Annotated in this window: 17 protein-coding genes and 2 tRNA genes; 10 read left to right on the forward strand and 9 right to left on the reverse strand. The window is 51.4% G+C overall.

What is annotated here, in order from left to right; genetic code table 11:
* The 8 genes from HRQ87_RS13185 to HRQ87_RS13220 form a co-directional block, all read right to left on the reverse strand.
* Window positions 1-1,488: a phage baseplate assembly protein V gene (locus HRQ87_RS13185; RefSeq protein ID WP_174138913.1), complete on the reverse strand. Its 1,488-nt coding sequence runs from the start codon at window positions 1,486-1,488 to the stop codon at window positions 1-3.
* Window positions 1,485-2,252, reverse strand: a complete 768-nt coding sequence (locus HRQ87_RS13190; RefSeq protein ID WP_174138914.1) for a CIS tube protein — start codon at window positions 2,250-2,252, stop codon at window positions 1,485-1,487. Before HRQ87_RS13190 ends, HRQ87_RS13185 begins: the two co-directional genes overlap by 4 nt.
* Window positions 2,240-3,241 carry a hypothetical protein gene (locus tag HRQ87_RS13195; RefSeq protein WP_174138915.1) on the reverse strand — a complete coding sequence of 334 codons (1,002 nt, stop codon included), beginning with the start codon at window positions 3,239-3,241 and terminating at the stop codon, window positions 2,240-2,242. Before HRQ87_RS13195 ends, HRQ87_RS13190 begins: the two co-directional genes overlap by 13 nt.
* The gene (locus HRQ87_RS13200) at window positions 3,234-3,668 is read right to left on the reverse strand and encodes a phage tail protein (RefSeq protein ID WP_174138916.1); all 435 of its coding nucleotides are present in this window, start codon (window positions 3,666-3,668) and stop codon (window positions 3,234-3,236) included. Before HRQ87_RS13200 ends, HRQ87_RS13195 begins: the two co-directional genes overlap by 8 nt.
* A gap of 29 nt (window positions 3,669-3,697) precedes the next feature.
* Window positions 3,698-4,897, reverse strand: a complete 1,200-nt coding sequence (locus HRQ87_RS13205; RefSeq protein ID WP_174138917.1) for a phage tail sheath family protein — start codon at window positions 4,895-4,897, stop codon at window positions 3,698-3,700.
* A 3-nt stretch (window positions 4,898-4,900) separates the two neighbouring features.
* Window positions 4,901-5,569 (reverse strand): peptidase associated/transthyretin-like domain-containing protein, encoded by a 669-nt coding sequence (locus HRQ87_RS13210; protein WP_174138918.1) that lies wholly within the window; start codon window positions 5,567-5,569, stop codon window positions 4,901-4,903.
* Between the two features lie 110 nt (window positions 5,570-5,679).
* Window positions 5,680-6,105: a hypothetical protein gene (locus HRQ87_RS13215; protein ID WP_174138919.1), complete on the reverse strand. Its 426-nt coding sequence runs from the start codon at window positions 6,103-6,105 to the stop codon at window positions 5,680-5,682.
* A gap of 36 nt (window positions 6,106-6,141) precedes the next feature.
* Entirely contained in the window at window positions 6,142-6,555 is a 414-nt protein-coding gene (locus HRQ87_RS13220) for a hypothetical protein (protein ID WP_174138920.1), read from the reverse strand.
* Between the two features lie 327 nt (window positions 6,556-6,882).
* Here HRQ87_RS13220 and HRQ87_RS13225 point away from each other — a divergent pair, with 327 nt between their 5' ends.
* From HRQ87_RS13225 to HRQ87_RS13255, 7 genes are all read left to right on the forward strand, one after another.
* Complete coding sequence (locus HRQ87_RS13225) at window positions 6,883-8,223, forward strand: GH1 family beta-glucosidase (RefSeq protein WP_174139045.1); 1,341 nt, start codon at window positions 6,883-6,885, stop codon at window positions 8,221-8,223.
* A 100-nt stretch (window positions 8,224-8,323) separates the two neighbouring features.
* On the forward strand, window positions 8,324-9,064 hold the full coding sequence (locus HRQ87_RS13230; protein WP_174138921.1) for a helix-turn-helix transcriptional regulator: 741 nt from the start codon (window positions 8,324-8,326) through the stop codon (window positions 9,062-9,064).
* A gap of 128 nt (window positions 9,065-9,192) precedes the next feature.
* Complete coding sequence (locus HRQ87_RS13235) at window positions 9,193-9,462, forward strand: hypothetical protein (RefSeq protein ID WP_174138922.1); 270 nt, start codon at window positions 9,193-9,195, stop codon at window positions 9,460-9,462.
* Window positions 9,463-9,562: 100 nt separating this feature from the next.
* Window positions 9,563-10,501 carry a pirin family protein gene (locus tag HRQ87_RS13240; RefSeq protein ID WP_174138923.1) on the forward strand — a complete coding sequence of 313 codons (939 nt, stop codon included), beginning with the start codon at window positions 9,563-9,565 and terminating at the stop codon, window positions 10,499-10,501.
* A 108-nt stretch (window positions 10,502-10,609) separates the two neighbouring features.
* Window positions 10,610-10,686: transfer RNA gene (locus HRQ87_RS13245), tRNA-Asp, on the forward strand.
* Window positions 10,687-10,862: 176 nt separating this feature from the next.
* Window positions 10,863-11,411, forward strand: coding sequence for a dienelactone hydrolase family protein (locus HRQ87_RS13250; RefSeq protein ID WP_174138924.1), 549 nt, complete (start codon window positions 10,863-10,865; stop codon window positions 11,409-11,411).
* A gap of 136 nt (window positions 11,412-11,547) precedes the next feature.
* Window positions 11,548-11,624 (forward strand) — tRNA-Asp (locus HRQ87_RS13255).
* Between the two features lie 256 nt (window positions 11,625-11,880).
* On the opposite strand, the gene HRQ87_RS13260 is transcribed toward HRQ87_RS13255, so the two are convergent.
* Window positions 11,881-13,248: a M20/M25/M40 family metallo-hydrolase gene (locus HRQ87_RS13260; RefSeq protein ID WP_174138925.1), complete on the reverse strand. Its 1,368-nt coding sequence runs from the start codon at window positions 13,246-13,248 to the stop codon at window positions 11,881-11,883.
* Between the two features lie 106 nt (window positions 13,249-13,354).
* On the opposite strand from HRQ87_RS13260, the gene HRQ87_RS13265 reads away from it, so the two are divergent.
* The 3 genes from HRQ87_RS13265 (at window position 13,355) to HRQ87_RS13275 (ending at window position 16,508) form a co-directional block, all read left to right on the forward strand.
* Window positions 13,355-13,921 carry a 5-aminolevulic acid synthase gene (locus HRQ87_RS13265; RefSeq protein WP_174138926.1) on the forward strand — a complete coding sequence of 189 codons (567 nt, stop codon included), beginning with the start codon at window positions 13,355-13,357 and terminating at the stop codon, window positions 13,919-13,921.
* Window positions 13,922-13,993: 72 nt separating this feature from the next.
* Window positions 13,994-15,217, forward strand: coding sequence for a 5-aminolevulinate synthase (hemA, locus tag HRQ87_RS13270; RefSeq protein ID WP_174138927.1), 1,224 nt, complete (start codon window positions 13,994-13,996; stop codon window positions 15,215-15,217).
* A 106-nt stretch (window positions 15,218-15,323) separates the two neighbouring features.
* Window positions 15,324-16,508: a helix-turn-helix domain-containing protein gene (locus HRQ87_RS13275; RefSeq protein WP_174138928.1), complete on the forward strand. Its 1,185-nt coding sequence runs from the start codon at window positions 15,324-15,326 to the stop codon at window positions 16,506-16,508.
* Window positions 16,509-16,526: the final 18 nt, after the last annotated feature.

Genomic DNA, 16,526 nt, shown 5'->3' on the forward strand with positions numbered 1-16,526 from the left:
TTACCCCCTTTCCAGATCAATGGCCGCACCGCGGATGGTCACGGTGCCACCTGGCGCTTCGAGTGTCAGATCGCCTTTGGCGGACAGGGCAATACCGTCTGGTCCAAGGGTGCAACTGGATCCATCGGGGGCTTTCAGCTTGGCTTCTTTGCTATCGTCGTCGAAGCTAAGCGCGTGCCCTGCGACGGAATAAAACCCAAACCGTTTTGCATCGCCCGCACCATTCTGGACAGCCAATGTATCCTGCGCGTTCATTGCACCGATTACAAAGCCATGTTCCAATCGATTGGTATTGCTAAGGATCATGACTTGATCCCCAATCGCGGGTACATAAGCAAAACCACGACCAGCCCCGGCCATCGGTCGCAAAACCTGTAACCAGGCGGTTTCCGCATCGCCATGTGTCGGAAGGCTGCAGCGGACGCGGCCCGTGTTGGCGGGATCATCGTTGTCCAGCACAGTGGCCCAGGCAAATTTCGGTTGCTGCCGATCTGCGCAAAGTGGCGGTGGGCAGGTTGAAATTTCAACAATATGCCCACTGACAGCATCAATGCGTTCTTCGATCTGACTGATGACCATGGGTCCTGCGGTATCAAAGCCCAGATCAGTGACATCCAGCCGTTCGCCTAATTGAAAAATGTGGCTGCCGTCGAAAATCGCGCGCAACACAACGCGAGATGCATCACGGTGCGTCATTTCAGCCGTCGCTAGGCATAAAGCTTCATCTTCGTTGCAGGTTGCCAGGTTGAAAATCGGCAGTTCCGCATCGGCGTCTGTACTGCTTTGCCCATAAGCGTCGGCATTATCCAAGCCGAAGGCGAAGCCGGAAAAGGGTTCAATCACATCTGGGGCGAAAGCGGTAAAGGAAATTGCGCCAGTGCTGTCGTTTGCATTGACCTCGACCCGCGCCTCAAAGGCGGTATCTGCCAATGTGATCTGGCGGTTTGATCCGATACCCTCAAGACCGTGCAGATGCATCATATTATTGCGCAGATGAAACCACAGCCCAAACCGGCGGGTTTCATTCAGGATAAAGTCAAAATCGCTGCGATCTGTACGCACAAGGTGATCCAGGTTTGGACCTGTCTGATCGGCCTGAACTGACATATCAAACCGACTAGCAACATCTTCGACCAATTGCGCGGGCGTAACTTGGCTGTAATGCGCAGCACGTCCGGAATGGCGCAAGGCTTGCAGCTTATCAAACGCACGAAGGCGAAACGTGACTTTTCCGTCCAGTCTGCGGGTGCGTTCCATCGCGGACAGGGTTCCCTGAAAAAGCGGATCGGGTCTGCCACCCACTTCGATACGCATGCTGGCACCAATGGCGGGGGCCGTGATGTTGCCGCCATCCATTTCGATGTCCGCCACTGTGGGGGCTGAAAATGCACGGCGCACACGCAAGGATACAATCTGTTTCATGATGTTTGCATCAAGGGCCGTATCATCAAGCCAAATACGAACAGAGGGCACTGTGATCTGCGTCATCTGGCACCTCTTTCGGGTGTAACAACGGTGACAAAGGATTGGTCAGGATCCGGGCGAAATGGGTTCTCCAAACGGTTTAGTGCCGCCAGGAACCGCCATTCACGCGGATTCCCAAAGGCTGCATTTGCAAGCAGGTCGATGCGTAATAAATCCCCTGAAAAAGCAGAGGCGGTATAGGGAACATCGGCGATTGAAACGTCTTGTGACGTCAGACGTGCAACAGCGGCTTCGACTTCATCGCCTTGTAATGGAGTTACTGGCGTTTGCTGCGTCAACTCGGCGCGTTCATTCACCCGGCGCAGGCCCAATGTGATCCATGATCGGCGTGGTGCCCCATCAACGGTGAAATCTTCTAACCGTTCGGCAACCGCGGTCACAACGATCGGTGCGCTCCAGCTGCCCCAGATCATGCGGACGGAGGGCGGCCAACTGGACGTGGTGTCTTCGGGTCGGCTTTCAGCAAGATCCCAAAGTTTGATCGTTAGCTCCCGAACATCTTGCTGTGTATTGTCCGGGTCGCTTTGTGATCCAAAGCTTGACGCTTGCGATGCACGCGTGTCGAACATCAATTCAAGTGCTGCTTCAGTACAGCCGCCGCCGGTATAGATCAGGTCGTCATCCGTTTGCGCACTGGACACAATGGGCAGGTCATCCAGCGTTCGGTTACGAACGCCCGCTGCTCTGCGCCAAGTCATGCTTTCAGGGTTCAGCAGGCATTCGATAATGTCGCCTGTGTCTTCATTATAGAAAACTATGCGTTCCATGGACCTTTTCCTGCTTCAAGGTTGCTGCGGTTGATAAAATCGTCTTTCAAGCCCTGTCCTGATCGGACGGCGTTTTGGCCCGGTTTTTGATCTGGTAAAGCGGGCCATGAATTTGGCGTGGCGCAGACCGTGGGGGGCGTTGGCAGTGGCGTGGCAGACGCAAGTCTGTGTGGTGTGGTCAAACTGCTCGAGGTTTCGTTGTGATCCGGAAACGCAGGCCCAAATAGGCCCATTCGACCGGGCATTACGGGTTTGACGCCATGCTGACCAACTTGCTGACATGTACTTGGTGGAAAATCTTTATGTGGCACTGGCATGGGCGCGTCTCGCGGGGGAACCCGTGCGGCAGTTTTGACATTAGCCGTGTCTTGATAATCCTTTTCCAGCTGTACTTTTTGGGTGATCGTGTCAGTGTAATCTTCGGTCTGCGCTATCTTGGGTTGCGAACGGTCGGGGAAAGCAATCGTTTGGGTTTGGTGGTTCCGCTCACTTGGAAAGCTAAAGCTGGGCTTGATCCGGCGGGCCTTGGGCTTTGGCTGTTGTCCGGGCAAGGGTGGCATATTTTGTCTGACTTGCTTTGCTTTGTGGTGTGCAAAGTCAGCTATAGGGGGGGGCGCAGTCTTTTCGGACAGGTCAACGATATCTGGTTTCGTCACATTTTTCATCTTAAATTCAGCTCGCGAGGCGACCGATTCCTTTGCATCAGGCAGGCGTTTTAACTTGGCTGGCTGTGGTGAAATTGACAGGCGATCAATATTGGTCAAATCCATGATTTTCCAGTTATCATCCCCCTTTGAAATCTCTGGATGGCGTGCGGCAACATCGCGTTGCCAATGGATCGGCGCATCTGAAAAGCGATGTTGCAAGGGTGGGGTAAGGCGTGTGGCCAAACGGTCGCAAACATTGGCGATCCAGCGGAATGACGCATCCAAGCCCCCACGCAGCAGGCGCCAAACCGCGCCTGCCCATATGATTGGTGTATCAGGCAAGGATCCGCTCCAGATTTTCGTAACGGATTTCAAGGCTTTCGATGGATACACTTTGACTAAGCGCGGACAGTTCAGACATACTGCAAGCGGTTGGCAGACAGCGGAACATGTTATACCGGCCTGTCTGCATTTCGCCGTCATTGCCGATCATGATCAATGCGATATCTTTATATTCGGCCCGCCCCGCCATTGACGCGGTCATCCAGGTCCAAAGAACAGGCGACAGACCAAAGCCCCACCGCAGAACTACTGGGTCATAGATGACACGACCGGGCAAAACACGCACAGCAGGCGCACCGCCACCTTCGCGGTATTCGATGCTTTCGACCCGTGCTGAGGGCGGGGTGACGTCGGTAAACACGCCAACCACTTCGCCGCCGATATCAAGACGAAAGTTATAGGAATTTCCAGGCATTTCCAAAGGCATAAGAGATACTCCTTAATCTAATATATTTGTTATTCAGCAGACGCATCTGCGCCGTTCCACTGACTAAGACGAACGATGACGAATTCGGCGGGGCGCGATACGGCAAGACCCACATCGACGCGAATTTGGCCTTTTTCGACTACATCGGGCGGGTTGTTTTCAGCATCGCATTTAACAAAGAATGCCTCTTCCGGGGTGGCACCAACCAATGCACCATCTCGCCACTGTGTCAGTAGAAACGAGCTGATCCGCATTTTCAGGCTGGCCTGTGTAAAGCGGTCGTTTGGTTGGAAAACCGCGCTCATCAAGCCAAGCTGAAGCGACTCTTCGACGAAAATTAGAAAGCGTTTAACGTTCACATAGCGCCATTCAGAACTTTGATCGGCCAGTGTGCGGGCCCCAAAAATACGAATGCCGCGCGATGGAAATTCACGGATGACATTGACACCATTACGGTTCAGCATGCCCAATTCGGCCTTTGAAACATTATCTTTCAGACCAAGTGCACCGCGGACACTTTCATTGGCGGGCGCTTTGTGAACACCGCGCAGGGCATCGGTACGTGCATAGACACCAGCCAAATGACCTGAGGGTGGAGCATAAACAACCTTGCGGGTTTGCTGATCGATAACGGAGATCCAAGGATAGTTGAACGACCCAAAACCCTGATCTGAAATTCCAGGCTTTAACCCACCGCCGCGTTGTGCGCGACTGGCTGCTTCGCCTTCGCCACTGCTGGCTTTGATGGATGCCATCTTGGTCAACTGATCCAGATCGGTGACTTTTTCGGGCGCATCAAGGATGCAGAACCGGTCACGCATTTCTTCGCAATAGGTCATGACTGCCTTTTGGGCGGCAATATCGGTCACGCCAGGGCAGGCAACGATGGCCGGTTCATCCAAACCGCGCGCGGCCCACAGGCCTGTTTTCTTTTTGGCATCACCAGCGACGGACGCATCGTCTTCGACGGCAATGATGTAAACCTTTTGGCCGCCGTTTTCGAAAAAGCCCTTGGTCGCATTTGCCAGATGGCGTGCGCCTGACTTATCCGATCCGAAATGGGTCAAGAATTCTGTGTAATTCGTAATGGATTTTGGCACATGCATTGGCGCCGATGCGCCAGGGCAGGGTGCAATGAACAGCGCAGTTGATGTGCCCACGCCCTGAATGGGCGGACTGGCGGCAGGCACGTTTTCGACATAAACGCCGGGGGCATCATAATTTGTCATGGTCTAATTCTCCTTGGTTATGGAAAGGACCAGGTCGTTGGACCCGGGATCTGGGGTAAATGTCTGAACCGCGCCGCGGTGGGTGACCTGAATGGCTTGGCCACACCAACCGCCCAATGTGAAAAAACCTTGGGCATCGGTTGTTGCGGCACGGTCGCTGCCAGCGATGGAAACGGAAGCATTGTTAACGGCTTTGCCTGCGTCTTTGATATGACCTGACAAAGGGCCAGACGGCGCAATGGTTGCGATGACATCCGTAACTGGTTTGGCTAGTTTTTCCGGCGCGCTTAGCAGTACGGGGCAAGATGCTAGCAATGCGGGTTGTGGCGCGATGTTCAAAAGTCGCCAAATTGGGTTGTCAGACGAAAGCGGTATCAGTGTATTGATTGCAGAAGACGGATTGATCAAAAGATCACCCAGCATCCCTGCGGCCTGAGCGGGGGTTTTCGCAGATGCGGTCACGATGTAATCCGCAAGGATCCGGCGCTCTTTCGCACCGCGTCCTTCGGCCATTGCAGGTTGCCAACCAACGGGCAGTAGGCAGATCTGTATGGCAGTTTTTTCTGTGGGCGCGATCAGGCCTTCGTTCAGCGTCGCCGGGGTGTTGTCTGCAACCCATTCGGTCAACTGTATGGAAAGCGTCTTGAACGCATCTTGAGCAGAATGCTTCATCACAATAATCCAAAAAAAGTATTTTATAAAATAGCTTACGCTGTAAAGTTAATCTAAAAATTCAAAATCGTATTCTTAAGGTCAGCGTGGAAATACGCTGTCACCTTCTGTTAAATAAAGAAGATGCCGTCTACGTTCACGGGCCAAAATAAAGCACCGATGATATAGGCCAGAACAAAGGCAATGGGCATCCCGACACTACTGGCAATGGGTTGCCAGATTTTCTTTCTGAGCAAGATAAACACCACAAGAAAAACAGCTGTAATTGCCAGAAGTAGCAAGAAGGCCAGCCATGATGGATCTTCAATAATCGAGCTTTGCCCCCAGTGAAAAAACCGCCCCGCCAAAAGCCCCCAAATCCAGGGCATGACAGGTGTGAGTTTAGACCAGAAACGCGTAACCGCGCTGTAGGTGTCGCTATTCAACCCCGATGGAAGGGGACCATCCGCGCGAACCAGAAAAACGACATCAGAAATGATAATAAAAAGAACGATGGAAATAACAAGTATGACTTCGGCTGTGATAATAAATTGCATTGTAAAAATCGCTTTTAAATAAGTTTGTTCAAAAAATCAGGCAGGCCAGCAAAGGGCACCCCAAATAAACCCAAGCCCCAACATTATAGGGGATACAAAATCAGGGTATATGTGATGGTCGAATGCCAGCGCCACGATCAGATCGATAATGGCAAGGATAACGATCAGTCCTGCAGCGATTGCCGTCGGTGCGATGCTGTTTGCATCAAACAAACCTGCAAGAATACCTCGCCAATTTTCTACATCAACAGGGTGGAAAAAATGGCCCGCCAACGTGCCCCAACCAAAGGGTGCTGCAAGGCCGACAACGGCCCATCCACGTAATATATTTGAAGGGTAACCTTGGGTGTTGAGACCGAACATCAAAATAATTTCGATCACAACGACAAGGATGAGAGTTCCAACCCAAATACAGCTTGAGATAGGCATCGGAGTGGATGCAGTCGTCATAATAATCACCTAAAATATAAATTCAAAAAATATATCTAAAACGTACACATGTTAGTCTATTCCGTCAATAATCTTGATGGAAAGGTGAGTTTTTAATCTATTAACATATTGATTTTAATCAGTAAAAGAGAATTATAGATAGTATTTATGTTTGGTGAAAGCCATTATGCTTTGACCGCGTCAATTGCACTTTCTGATCCAGCTTACCGTTGGGTCAAGATGATTCTAACGCGATATCTTCCGGTTAATTTCAGCCCATCCACTGAACTGTCTTTGCTATCTATTGGCGTAGTCTTTAGCGTTCAGATCAACACAATCGGAGGACCTATGGCACAGCGTGATACTCTTGGTTTTAGACGGGCGGATTTTGCCGATGATTTCATTTTTGGCGTCGCAACCTCAAGCTATCAGATTGAGGGGCACGGGCAGGGTGGTGCGGGACCAACGCACTGGGACAGCTTTGCCGCGACACCAGGTAATGTTGTAAATGCAGAGAATGGCCAGATTGCCTGTGATCACTATAATCGGTGGTCGGTAGATCTTGATTTGATCCGTGATCTTGGGGTCAAAGCGTATCGGTTTTCCACATCCTGGGCGCGGATTTTGCCTGAAGGGACAGGCCAGCCAAATAGCGAAGGTCTGGATTTTTATGATCGTCTTGTTGATGGGTTGCTTGAACGTGATATTCAGCCGCATGTGACGCTGTATCATTGGGAACTACCTTCTGTTTTGGCGGATAAAGGCGGGTGGTGTAACCGCGATATTGCCAGTTGGTTTGCAGATTTTGCCCAAGTGATTGTGGGCCGGATCGGGGACCGTGCGGCCAGCATCGCACCGATTAATGAGCCATGGTGTGTTGCGTGGCTTAGTCATTTTCTGGGTCATCACGCGCCAGGTTTGCGCGATATTCGGGCGGCAAGCCGTGCGATGCATCATGTACTGCTGGCCCATGGGCGGGCGATACAAGCGATGCGGGCCATAGGGTTGAACAATTTGGGTGTTGTGGCGAACATGGAATATGCCCAGCCTGCGGATGACAGTGTAGACGCTATCGCTGCAGCTGAGCGATATGACGCGATTTACAACCTTTGGTTCCTGGATGCGATTTTCAAACGCAAATATCCTGAAGCTGCGCTACAAGGCTTGCAGGTGCATCTACCGCAAAACTGGCAGGATGATTTCGACGTTATCGCCGAACCCGTGGATTGGATTGGTTTAAATTACTATACGCGCAAACTGATTGCGCCGGAACCCGGCCCTTTCCCTGCCTTGAAGGAAATTACAGGCCCATTGCCCAAAACCGAAATGGAGTGGGAGATTTACCCAGATGGTCTGTATAAATTCCTGGTCCGGATAAAGGACCGCTATGGCGATATTCCGATTTTTGTGACGGAAAACGGTATGGCGTCTGATGACGTGGTACAGGCCGGTCAGGTGCACGATTCTGCCCGAACAGACTATCTGTCGCGCCATCTGAAGGCTGTTCGTGAGGCAGTCGCAGATGGTGTCGATATCAAGGGATATTTTGTGTGGTCTTTGCTGGACAATTACGAATGGGCGCTGGGGTATGACAAAAGATTTGGCTTGGTGCACGTCGATTTTGACACGCTTAAGCGAACACCCAAATCATCTTATTATGTCTTAAGGAACATTCTAATGTCGGGGTAAGCGCTTGTTTATAGGGGCCTTCTGAAATATGCGGCATTAAGAATTCTTGACGCATAGTTTTTAAGATTACATCTTAAAATAAAATTGTCGGAGATTCTTGATGACCGAGATATCGCTACAAGATTTTACTGACGCTACATCGCGCTGTACAAATGCGCAGGATTTGTGGGACCTGGCTTTGCAGTTTTACACCGGACGGGGTGTTAAAATGGTAAGCTATCATCATTATGGAACCCATGAGCGCGACGAGATGGAGCTATCGGGTCTGGCCATCAATGCATTTGGGTTTCCTCAGGATTGGGTCGATCACTATATCTCGAACGAACTGTTTCGCGTTGATCCTATTCCTGAACTGTCGATGCAAAGTACAAAACCGTTCTTTTGGTCAGATATCGATAAGGTCAAAGGCCTGCTGACTGATCAAAAAGATTACATGAAAGAATTTCACGGTGCCAATATCGGTGATGGTCTTGCCATCGCTGTTTATGGTCCGGCTTATCGCAATGGATATGTTGGCTTGGGATTTGGTGATGTTAAAGTTGAAATGAATGCAACACAGATTGTTGAATTACAATGTGCGTCACAGATCGCCCATCTACGGTATTGCGAAGTCACAGCCGAAGATGCACGCAAAAAGCGTGATCTTTCGCCGCGCGAATTTGAGATTTTGCAATGGATCGCACGCGGTAAAAGTAACCGTGTAATTGCAGATATTCTGGGCGTATCCCCCCATACCGTTGATACGCTTGTCCGGCGGGTTTTTGACAAACTGAATGTCGCAGATCGCACCACCGCTGCGATAAAAGGCATCGGCTCAGGACTGCTACAATTTAATCCATGACATAGTTTTTGGGAAGTGACGTAGGGTCTGTCACGTAATCACGTTATATACCCAAAGCGCTTTGGATGCTAAAACATATTCATCGCTGACTGGGTGTTGATCCAAAATTTAAACTAGGAGTTCCGGGTATGAGTGCTTGGAGAGACAGGGGCGCAGTGGAAGCTGCGGCAGAGGCCATTCTTGCATCTCTTGATGGGTCAGGTGACCCGTTAAAAGCTGCAAATGTGTATGACACTGCTGCAGCGTTACTAGAGTCAGCTGCATTTGATATAGCCGATCGTATCGGCGCGTCAGAGGTAGCATCGTTAATTATTTATGCAGCTGACTTGCAAAGGAAAGCCGATACACTTCGTGCTGGGGATGTTGTGTACGGCAAACTGACTGTAGTGAGTAACTGAGTGTTGTGAGTGCGCGCACAGCGGGTCTAACCTGCTGTGCGTTTTAACGAGTGATCATGTATCCTAAGTGTTGAGCATCGCAACACGAAAGGACGTCACGATGAGTTGGAGCCCGGCACTTGAAAGCCATTGCATCGACGAAAGTAACCTAGATGCTATTGAGACTGTAATTGTTCCCCGGGCACGTGATCTGGGTGGGTTTGAGGTTCGGCGCGCGTTACCTGCGACAAAACGCCAAATGGTGGGCCCGTTTATCTTTTTCGATCAAATGGGCCCTGCCGAATTTATCACCGGTACTGGTATTGACGTGCGTCCGCATCCTCATATTGGCTTGGCGACGGTTACCTATTTGCTTGAGGGTAAAATTCATCATCGTGACAGTCTTGGCACCGATCAGTGGATCGAACCAGGTGCGGTGAACTGGATGGTGGCCGGGCGTGGGATCACGCATTCGGAACGCGCTGACGGTGAAATTCTTCAAAATCCACATAAGCTGTTCGGTATTCAAACTTGGGTCGCACTACCCAAGGGATACGAAGATAATCCTGCCGCGTTTGAACATGTGGCCAAAGATGCGTTGCCAATGCTGGATGGGGAAGGCAAAAAAGTCCGATTGATCCTTGGCGATGCCTATGGTGCAACGGCCCCAGTGTCGACACCGTCTGAAATGTTTTATGCCGATGCAATTTTGCAAGCAGGCGCTGCGATTCCATTGCCTGACAATCATGAAGATCGCGGTGTTTTTGTCTTAGACGGCAGTGTCGAAATCGCGGGTCAAAATTTTGATAAAGGCCGCATGATGGTCTTTCGCCCCGGTGATCGGGTCAGTCTGAAGGCGGGCCCGCAAGGGGCGCGCGTGATTCTTTTGGGGGGCGAAACCCTGGAAGGGCCACGATATATATGGTGGAATTTTGTGGCCTCAAGCAAGGAACGGATCGAAGAAGCAAAAGATGCTTGGCGCGCGGGCGATTGGGAACACGGTCGGTTTCAGCTTCCACCTGGTGATGATGCGGAATTTATACCATTGCCGGATCACTGATCTAAAATGACCCGAGGATTTTTATTTTTCGCACGCGAAGCGCTTGACGGGCGCAAAGTCGCAGCATAAACCACGCTCTACAATCAGAGTGATCTGGATGTGCAGTGGGCGGTTGTAGCTCAGTTGGTTAGAGTACCGGCCTGTCACGCCGGGGGTCGCGGGTTCGAGCCCCGTCAACCGCGCCATCACTGCAAAAAACAGGGACCTTTCGGGTCCCTTTTTTATTGGGCTTTTGCAAATTCCCAGTTTTACAAAGCCACGTTTGGGCAACTCTACTGATCTTTCGTAAATGCAAGCTATGTTATTTTGATATGTGGGTATCGATTGCCTTGCCGCCCACCAAAAGCTGAGGAAGACGCCAATGAACCTGATGACCGCCAAAGACTTTGATCGGGAACTGCTTGAATTTTATGACTATTATACGCATGACAAGATTTCCAAACGTGATTTTCTGGACCGGGCCGGGAAATTTGCCGTGGGTGGCGTCACCGCATTGGCATTGCTGAACATGCTTAACCCGAATTATGCATTGGCACAGCAAGTAAAATTTACCGATCCTGATATCGTTCCTGAATATATCACCTATGCATCGCCAAATGGTCACGGGAACGTGCGCGGGTATATGGTGCGACCGGCTACGGCCACTGCCCCTGTCGGCGGCTTTGTCGTGGTGCATGAAAACAGTGGGCTTAATCCTTATATCGAAGATGTTGCGCGCCGTGTTGCAAAAGCCGGTTTCGCTGCGATTGCACCGGATGGATTATCGTCAGTCGGGGGCTATCCTGGCAATCATGTCGAAGGCTGCGAACTGCAATCACAGGTCAACCGGGCCAAATTGATGAATGATTTCTTTGCAGCTATCGAATTTCTGATGGCGCGCTATGATGCTGAAGCTGCAGAACTGGCCTGAGATCGCACGCTTGAATGGTTCCAAACATATCTGGCCTGAAAGGTGGCGTGCAAATGAACCGAAATAACGTTTTTTCGATCCTTTTGTAAAAGAGCATTGACCCGCGTGCATCGGTATCCTATTCCGCCCTTCACGCGCGGTTGTAGCTCAGCTGGTTAGAGTACCGGCCTGTCACGCCGGGGGTCGCGGGTTCGAGCCCCGTCAACCGCGCCACTTAACAAACATACATCTAATTAAGTAAAGATTTTCACAGTACCGTCCGCAAAAAGATCGGATCAAACTGGTTTTGAAAACCGCGATCACGCGTTTTTGTATGGTATCAAAAATAAAGTCAGAATTGGATGCAGCCAAACAGGCGCTGTTTGCCAGCAAGACCATGGTCCGCGCCAAAGGTCTTCTTGACGGGGGCTATCAGGTATTCCGAAATACTTTTTATAGGTAAAAAGGCAGTACCAGGTCGCCCTTTTCCTCAGGCTAATTTGGCCAGAATGCGTGCCCAGCTTCGGATGCCCTTGTGAAAACTTTCCACATCATATTTTTCATTCGGGGAATGAATGGCGTCGTCGTCTTTAGCAAATCCGATCAGCATCGCGTCGGTGTTCAGAATTTTCTTGAAATGTCCCGCAATCGGGATTGATCCGCCACAGCCGACAAAGGCCGCACCGTTGGGCCATTCGTCTGACAGGGCGCAGCGTGCGGCCTCAAACGCGGGGTGATTTGTGGCCATTTCCGATGCGCTGGATGCGCCATGGGCTATGAATTCGACCGAACAATCGGGCGGCAGCATATCCGTGATCATCTTGCGGAAATTTTCACGAATGGCATGCGGATCCTGGGTGCCGACCAGACGAAAGCTGACCTTGGCTGATGCTTTCGCGGGCAGCACGGTTTTGAACCCGTCACCAGTATAACCGCCCCAGATGCCGTTGATTTCGCAAGTGGGCCGCGACCAGATCATCTCAAGGGCGCTGCGGTCTGTTTCACCGGCGGCCTTTGACAGTCCGACCTCGCCAAGAAAAGCGGTGTGGTCAAAACCCAGATCATTCCATTGGGCTTCGATGTCCTTGGGCAGTTCGGGCACACCATTGTAAAAGTCTGGTACAGTAATGCGGCCCTGATCATCATGCAGTGCGGCCAACACTTTGGTCAAAACCCGGATCGGGTTCATTGAAACGCCGCCGTACATACCCGAATGCAGATCCTTGTCGGGGCCAATGATCGTGATTTCTTCGCCCAGCAATCCACGCAGTCGGGTCACGATGGCAGGTGTGCTGTCGCCAAAAAGTCCGGTATCACAGATCAATGCGATATCTGCGCGCAACTCATCAGCGTTGTCTTGCATGAATGGCACAAGCGACGGCGAACCGGATTCCTCTTCGCCTTCAAAGAAAAAGCTGATGCGCGCGGGCAGGGCGCCATGCACCGCCTTCCACGCACGGCAGGCTTCGATGAATGTCATCAATTGCCCCTTGTCATCAGATGATCCACGCCCCCGGATCACCTTACCCTTGGCCGTATCTTCAATCGCAGGTTCAAAAGGTGGACTGTCCCAAAGATCAAGCGGATCAACAGGTTGCACGTCGTAGTGACCATAGAAAACAGCATGTGTTCCAGTACCCTCTGCATGACCCACAACCATCGGATGGCCGGGTGTGGTACGTTTGCCGGCATCAACACCGATACTTTTCAGGTCCTCCACCAACCAGTCTGCCGCCGTATCACAATGCATCTTATAGGCCGGATCAGTCGAAATGGATGGGATGCGCAAAAATTCTAACAAACGTTCCATCGCGTTGGGCAGATCATCATCGATTTTGGCAAGAACTGGATCAAGCATTCATGGCTCCTGAATTTTGTTGTGCGGACCCTAGCACCCCGGGTTGAGGTGTCTAGAGCATCGCGATAGTCTTGAAAGAACTTTTCTTATTTCAGGGGGTCGCATTGTGCGCTTTTTATTGACTGCTATATTGGTTTTTGCAGGGGCCGCGCAGGCCGACACCATTGATGGCAAAACCGCACGCGACCTGCTGTTTCATCCAAAGCGTACCGAAGTTGTTATGTTCCGGCATGATTTTCTGTCTGATCAAGACATACAGATGTTGCAACAGGTGGCTTTGCAGCAGCCTTATTATACATCCGTCGCCGTGTCGCCTGATGACGGGGTTTTGTCGAATGCCACCTTGGCTGCGGCGAATTATCATGACGTGTCGGCCGCCGATACAGCAGCCCTTGCGGCCTGTAACGCTGCGCGCGACGGGCGCAAGCCTTGTGTGATTGTGGCTCATATTCGGCCCAAAGGCTGGGATGCACGTGATCTGCAACTTAGCGGGAACGCAACGGAAGATTTTCGCAAAAGCTATTTGCGGGCGCGTGGCACGAAGGCGTTGGCGGTTTCGCCATCGACGGGGCAATGGTCTGTGATCAAAGGGGATAATGCACAGATCTTGGCCAAAGAAACCTGTGATGACAAGGCAAAGACATCCGACTGCGTGGTTGTCCTGTCTGAGTAAAAGCGGCAATTTGTAACACGCTTTTTGCGCGTCTCCGCATTATATGCGGTGAAAATAGACCGGAGATTTTCGTTGAATTATACTGCACATCTGGACACCGCCCTGACGCGTCTGCACGACGAAGGGCGTTACCGCACGTTCATTGATATCGAACGCAAACAGGGGCAGTTTCCCCATGCGATCTGGCGTAAACCCGATGGCAGTGAACAGCCAATCACGGTGTGGTGCGGAAATGATTATCTGGGAATGGGCCAGCATCCTGACGTACTGGCGGCGATGCATCAGGCGCTGGATGCAACAGGGGCTGGTTCTGGGGGCACACGAAACATCAGTGGTACGACGGTCTATCACAAACAGCTTGAGGCCGAATTGGCCGATCTGCATGGTAAGGATGCAGCACTGTTGTTTACATCCGCCTATGTTGCCAATGACGCCACTCTGTCCACCTTGTCTAAGCTTTTTCCGGGCCTGGTCATTCTGAGTGACGCGTTAAATCATGCCAGCATGATCGAAGGCATTCGTCGCAACGGTGGATCGAAACGTATTTTCAAACACAACGACATGGATGATCTGCGTCAGCAATTGCAAAGCCTGCCTGTGGATCAGCCAAAGCTGATTGCCTTTGAGTCGATCTATTCGATGGATGGTGATTTTGGCCCAATCGAAGCCATCTGCGATCTGGCCGATGAATTTGGTGCGCTGACCTATATCGACGAAGTGCACGCTGTCGGCATGTATGGCCCCCGCGGGGCGGGTCTGGCGGAACGGGATCGCTTGATGCACAGAATTGATATCATCAACGGGACGATGGCCAAGGCATACGGCGTCATGGGCGGCTATATCACCACCAGTACCAAGATGGCTGATGCAATACGATCCTATGCGCCGGGGTTTATTTTCACTACGTCGTTACCACCTGCCATTGCAGCAGGGGCGGCGGCGTCAGTCCGTATTTTAAAACGGTCCCCTGAATTGCGTCAGGCCCATCAAACCCAGGCAGCGATCCTGAAAACCCGCCTGAAAGGGCTGGGTTTACCGATCATTGATCACGGAAGCCATATCGTTCCGGTGCATGTTGGTGATCCGGTTAAATGCAAAATTCTGTCAGACAGATTGTTGGAAGATCATGGAATTTACGCCCAACCAATCAATTTTCCAACAGTACCGCGTGGTACAGAACGGCTGCGTTTCACGCCGTCACCGGTGCATGGACCACGTGAAATGGATGCGCTGATTTCCGCTCTTGATGCACTGTGGTCGCACTGTGCGCTAAATCGTGCTGAATTAACGGCTTAATAACGCTCTTTGGATGTGCGGCATTTTGCTGTATGCTATCCACAGGGTTGTGGGGAATTACGTTCCGAATCAATACGGAACGTCTTAAAAGAATGGGGCAGTTTATATGATCGGGCGCAAAACACCGCCCCTTGTTGAAGTAGAAGACATCAGACCCAAGGGGTTTGATGACTACGAAGTGCGACTTGGGGATGTGATGCGCGGCGAACGCGCAACATTCGGAAAATCGCTTTTAGACGTTCAACGAGAGCTGAAAATCAAGGCAAGCTATATTGCCGCGATTGAAAATGCTGACACATCTGCTTTTGAAAGCCCTGGATTTATCGCCGGCTATGTCAGATCATACGCCAGATATCTGCGTCTTGATCCGGAATGGGCCTATGATACATTCTGTAAAGAAACCGGTTTTGCAACGGCCCATGGTATGTCGGCTGCAGCGTCATCGCCCAAAATTGCCAAAACCAACGCGCAGGTCAACAACCTGAATCGCGATCCTTTCGAAGATCCGAATGCGCCATTTGTACCCTTGGGCGAAGGCTTCATGTCGCGCATCGAAGTGGGGGCCATCGGGTCAAGTCTTGTTCTGCTCGCACTGATTGCAGCTATTGGTTACGGTGGTTGGAGCGTTTTGCAACAGGTCCAAAAGGTCCAGTTTACGCCGATCGAACAGGCCCCCGATATTGTTGCTAATATCGATCCGCTTGCCAGCGATGACCCTACGGCATTTGGCCCCGTTGATATGGTATCACCACAAACAGACGCGCTTGACCGTCTTTATCGCCCGCAAGCACTGGATGTGCCGGTGCTTGTCGCGCGCGACGCACCCATTTCGACAATCGATCCGTCATCCGTTGGCGCCTTTCCAATTCAGACAAGCCGCAGCGAAGCCGTCATTCCACCATTGCTGGACGCTTTGCCGCAGCCTTTGCCAGTTCAGGTGTTGAATGCCGAAGCCCCCGAAGTGGTGTTATTCGCAATCCAGCCAACCTGGGTACGCGTACAGGCCGCAGATCAAAGCATTTTGTTTGAAAAGATACTGGATGCGGGCGAAGAATATGTCGTTCCTTCAATGGAAACACCACCTGTCCTGCGTGCTGGGAATTCGGGGTCGCTTTATTTCAAGGTCAATGGCGAACCTTTGGGACCAGCGGGCGCGGGCTCATCGACAATCAAAAACGTGACCTTGTCGCCAGATGCATTGACCCAAGGGTACACACTGGCAGATCCGGAAAAAGACAAACTTTTGTTTGATCTTATCAACATCGCCGAAGCGGACCGTACAACCCAATAAGATTTGTCATTGCGTCGC

The organism is Parasulfitobacter algicola (assembly GCF_013315265.1).
GTDB classification, from domain to species: domain Bacteria; phylum Pseudomonadota; class Alphaproteobacteria; order Rhodobacterales; family Rhodobacteraceae; genus Parasulfitobacter; species Parasulfitobacter algicola.

What these genes read in the sequence shown, in the direction of transcription:
- HRQ87_RS13185 (WP_174138913.1), bottom strand. Translation starts at nt 1,488, where the DNA reads ATGACGCAGATCACAGTGCCCTCTGTTCGTATTTGGCTTGATGATACG.
- HRQ87_RS13190 (WP_174138914.1), bottom strand. Translation starts at nt 2,252, where the DNA reads ATGGAACGCATAGTTTTCTATAATGAAGACACAGGCGACATTATCGAA.
- HRQ87_RS13200 (WP_174138916.1), bottom strand. Translation starts at nt 3,668, where the DNA reads ATGCCTTTGGAAATGCCTGGAAATTCCTATAACTTTCGTCTTGATATC.
- HRQ87_RS13205 (WP_174138917.1), bottom strand. Translation starts at nt 4,897, where the DNA reads ATGACAAATTATGATGCCCCCGGCGTTTATGTCGAAAACGTGCCTGCC.
- HRQ87_RS13210 (WP_174138918.1), bottom strand. Translation starts at nt 5,569, where the DNA reads ATGAAGCATTCTGCTCAAGATGCGTTCAAGACGCTTTCCATACAGTTG.
- HRQ87_RS13215 (WP_174138919.1), bottom strand. Translation starts at nt 6,105, where the DNA reads ATGCAATTTATTATCACAGCCGAAGTCATACTTGTTATTTCCATCGTT.
- HRQ87_RS13220 (WP_174138920.1), bottom strand. Translation starts at nt 6,555, where the DNA reads ATGACGACTGCATCCACTCCGATGCCTATCTCAAGCTGTATTTGGGTT.
- HRQ87_RS13225 (WP_174139045.1), top strand. Translation starts at nt 6,883, where the DNA reads ATGGCACAGCGTGATACTCTTGGTTTTAGACGGGCGGATTTTGCCGAT.
- HRQ87_RS13230 (WP_174138921.1), top strand. Translation starts at nt 8,324, where the DNA reads ATGACCGAGATATCGCTACAAGATTTTACTGACGCTACATCGCGCTGT.
- HRQ87_RS13235 (WP_174138922.1), top strand. Translation starts at nt 9,193, where the DNA reads ATGAGTGCTTGGAGAGACAGGGGCGCAGTGGAAGCTGCGGCAGAGGCC.
- HRQ87_RS13240 (WP_174138923.1), top strand. Translation starts at nt 9,563, where the DNA reads ATGAGTTGGAGCCCGGCACTTGAAAGCCATTGCATCGACGAAAGTAAC.
- HRQ87_RS13250 (WP_174138924.1), top strand. Translation starts at nt 10,863, where the DNA reads ATGAACCTGATGACCGCCAAAGACTTTGATCGGGAACTGCTTGAATTT.
- HRQ87_RS13260 (WP_174138925.1), bottom strand. Translation starts at nt 13,248, where the DNA reads ATGCTTGATCCAGTTCTTGCCAAAATCGATGATGATCTGCCCAACGCG.
- HRQ87_RS13275 (WP_174138928.1), top strand. Translation starts at nt 15,324, where the DNA reads ATGATCGGGCGCAAAACACCGCCCCTTGTTGAAGTAGAAGACATCAGA.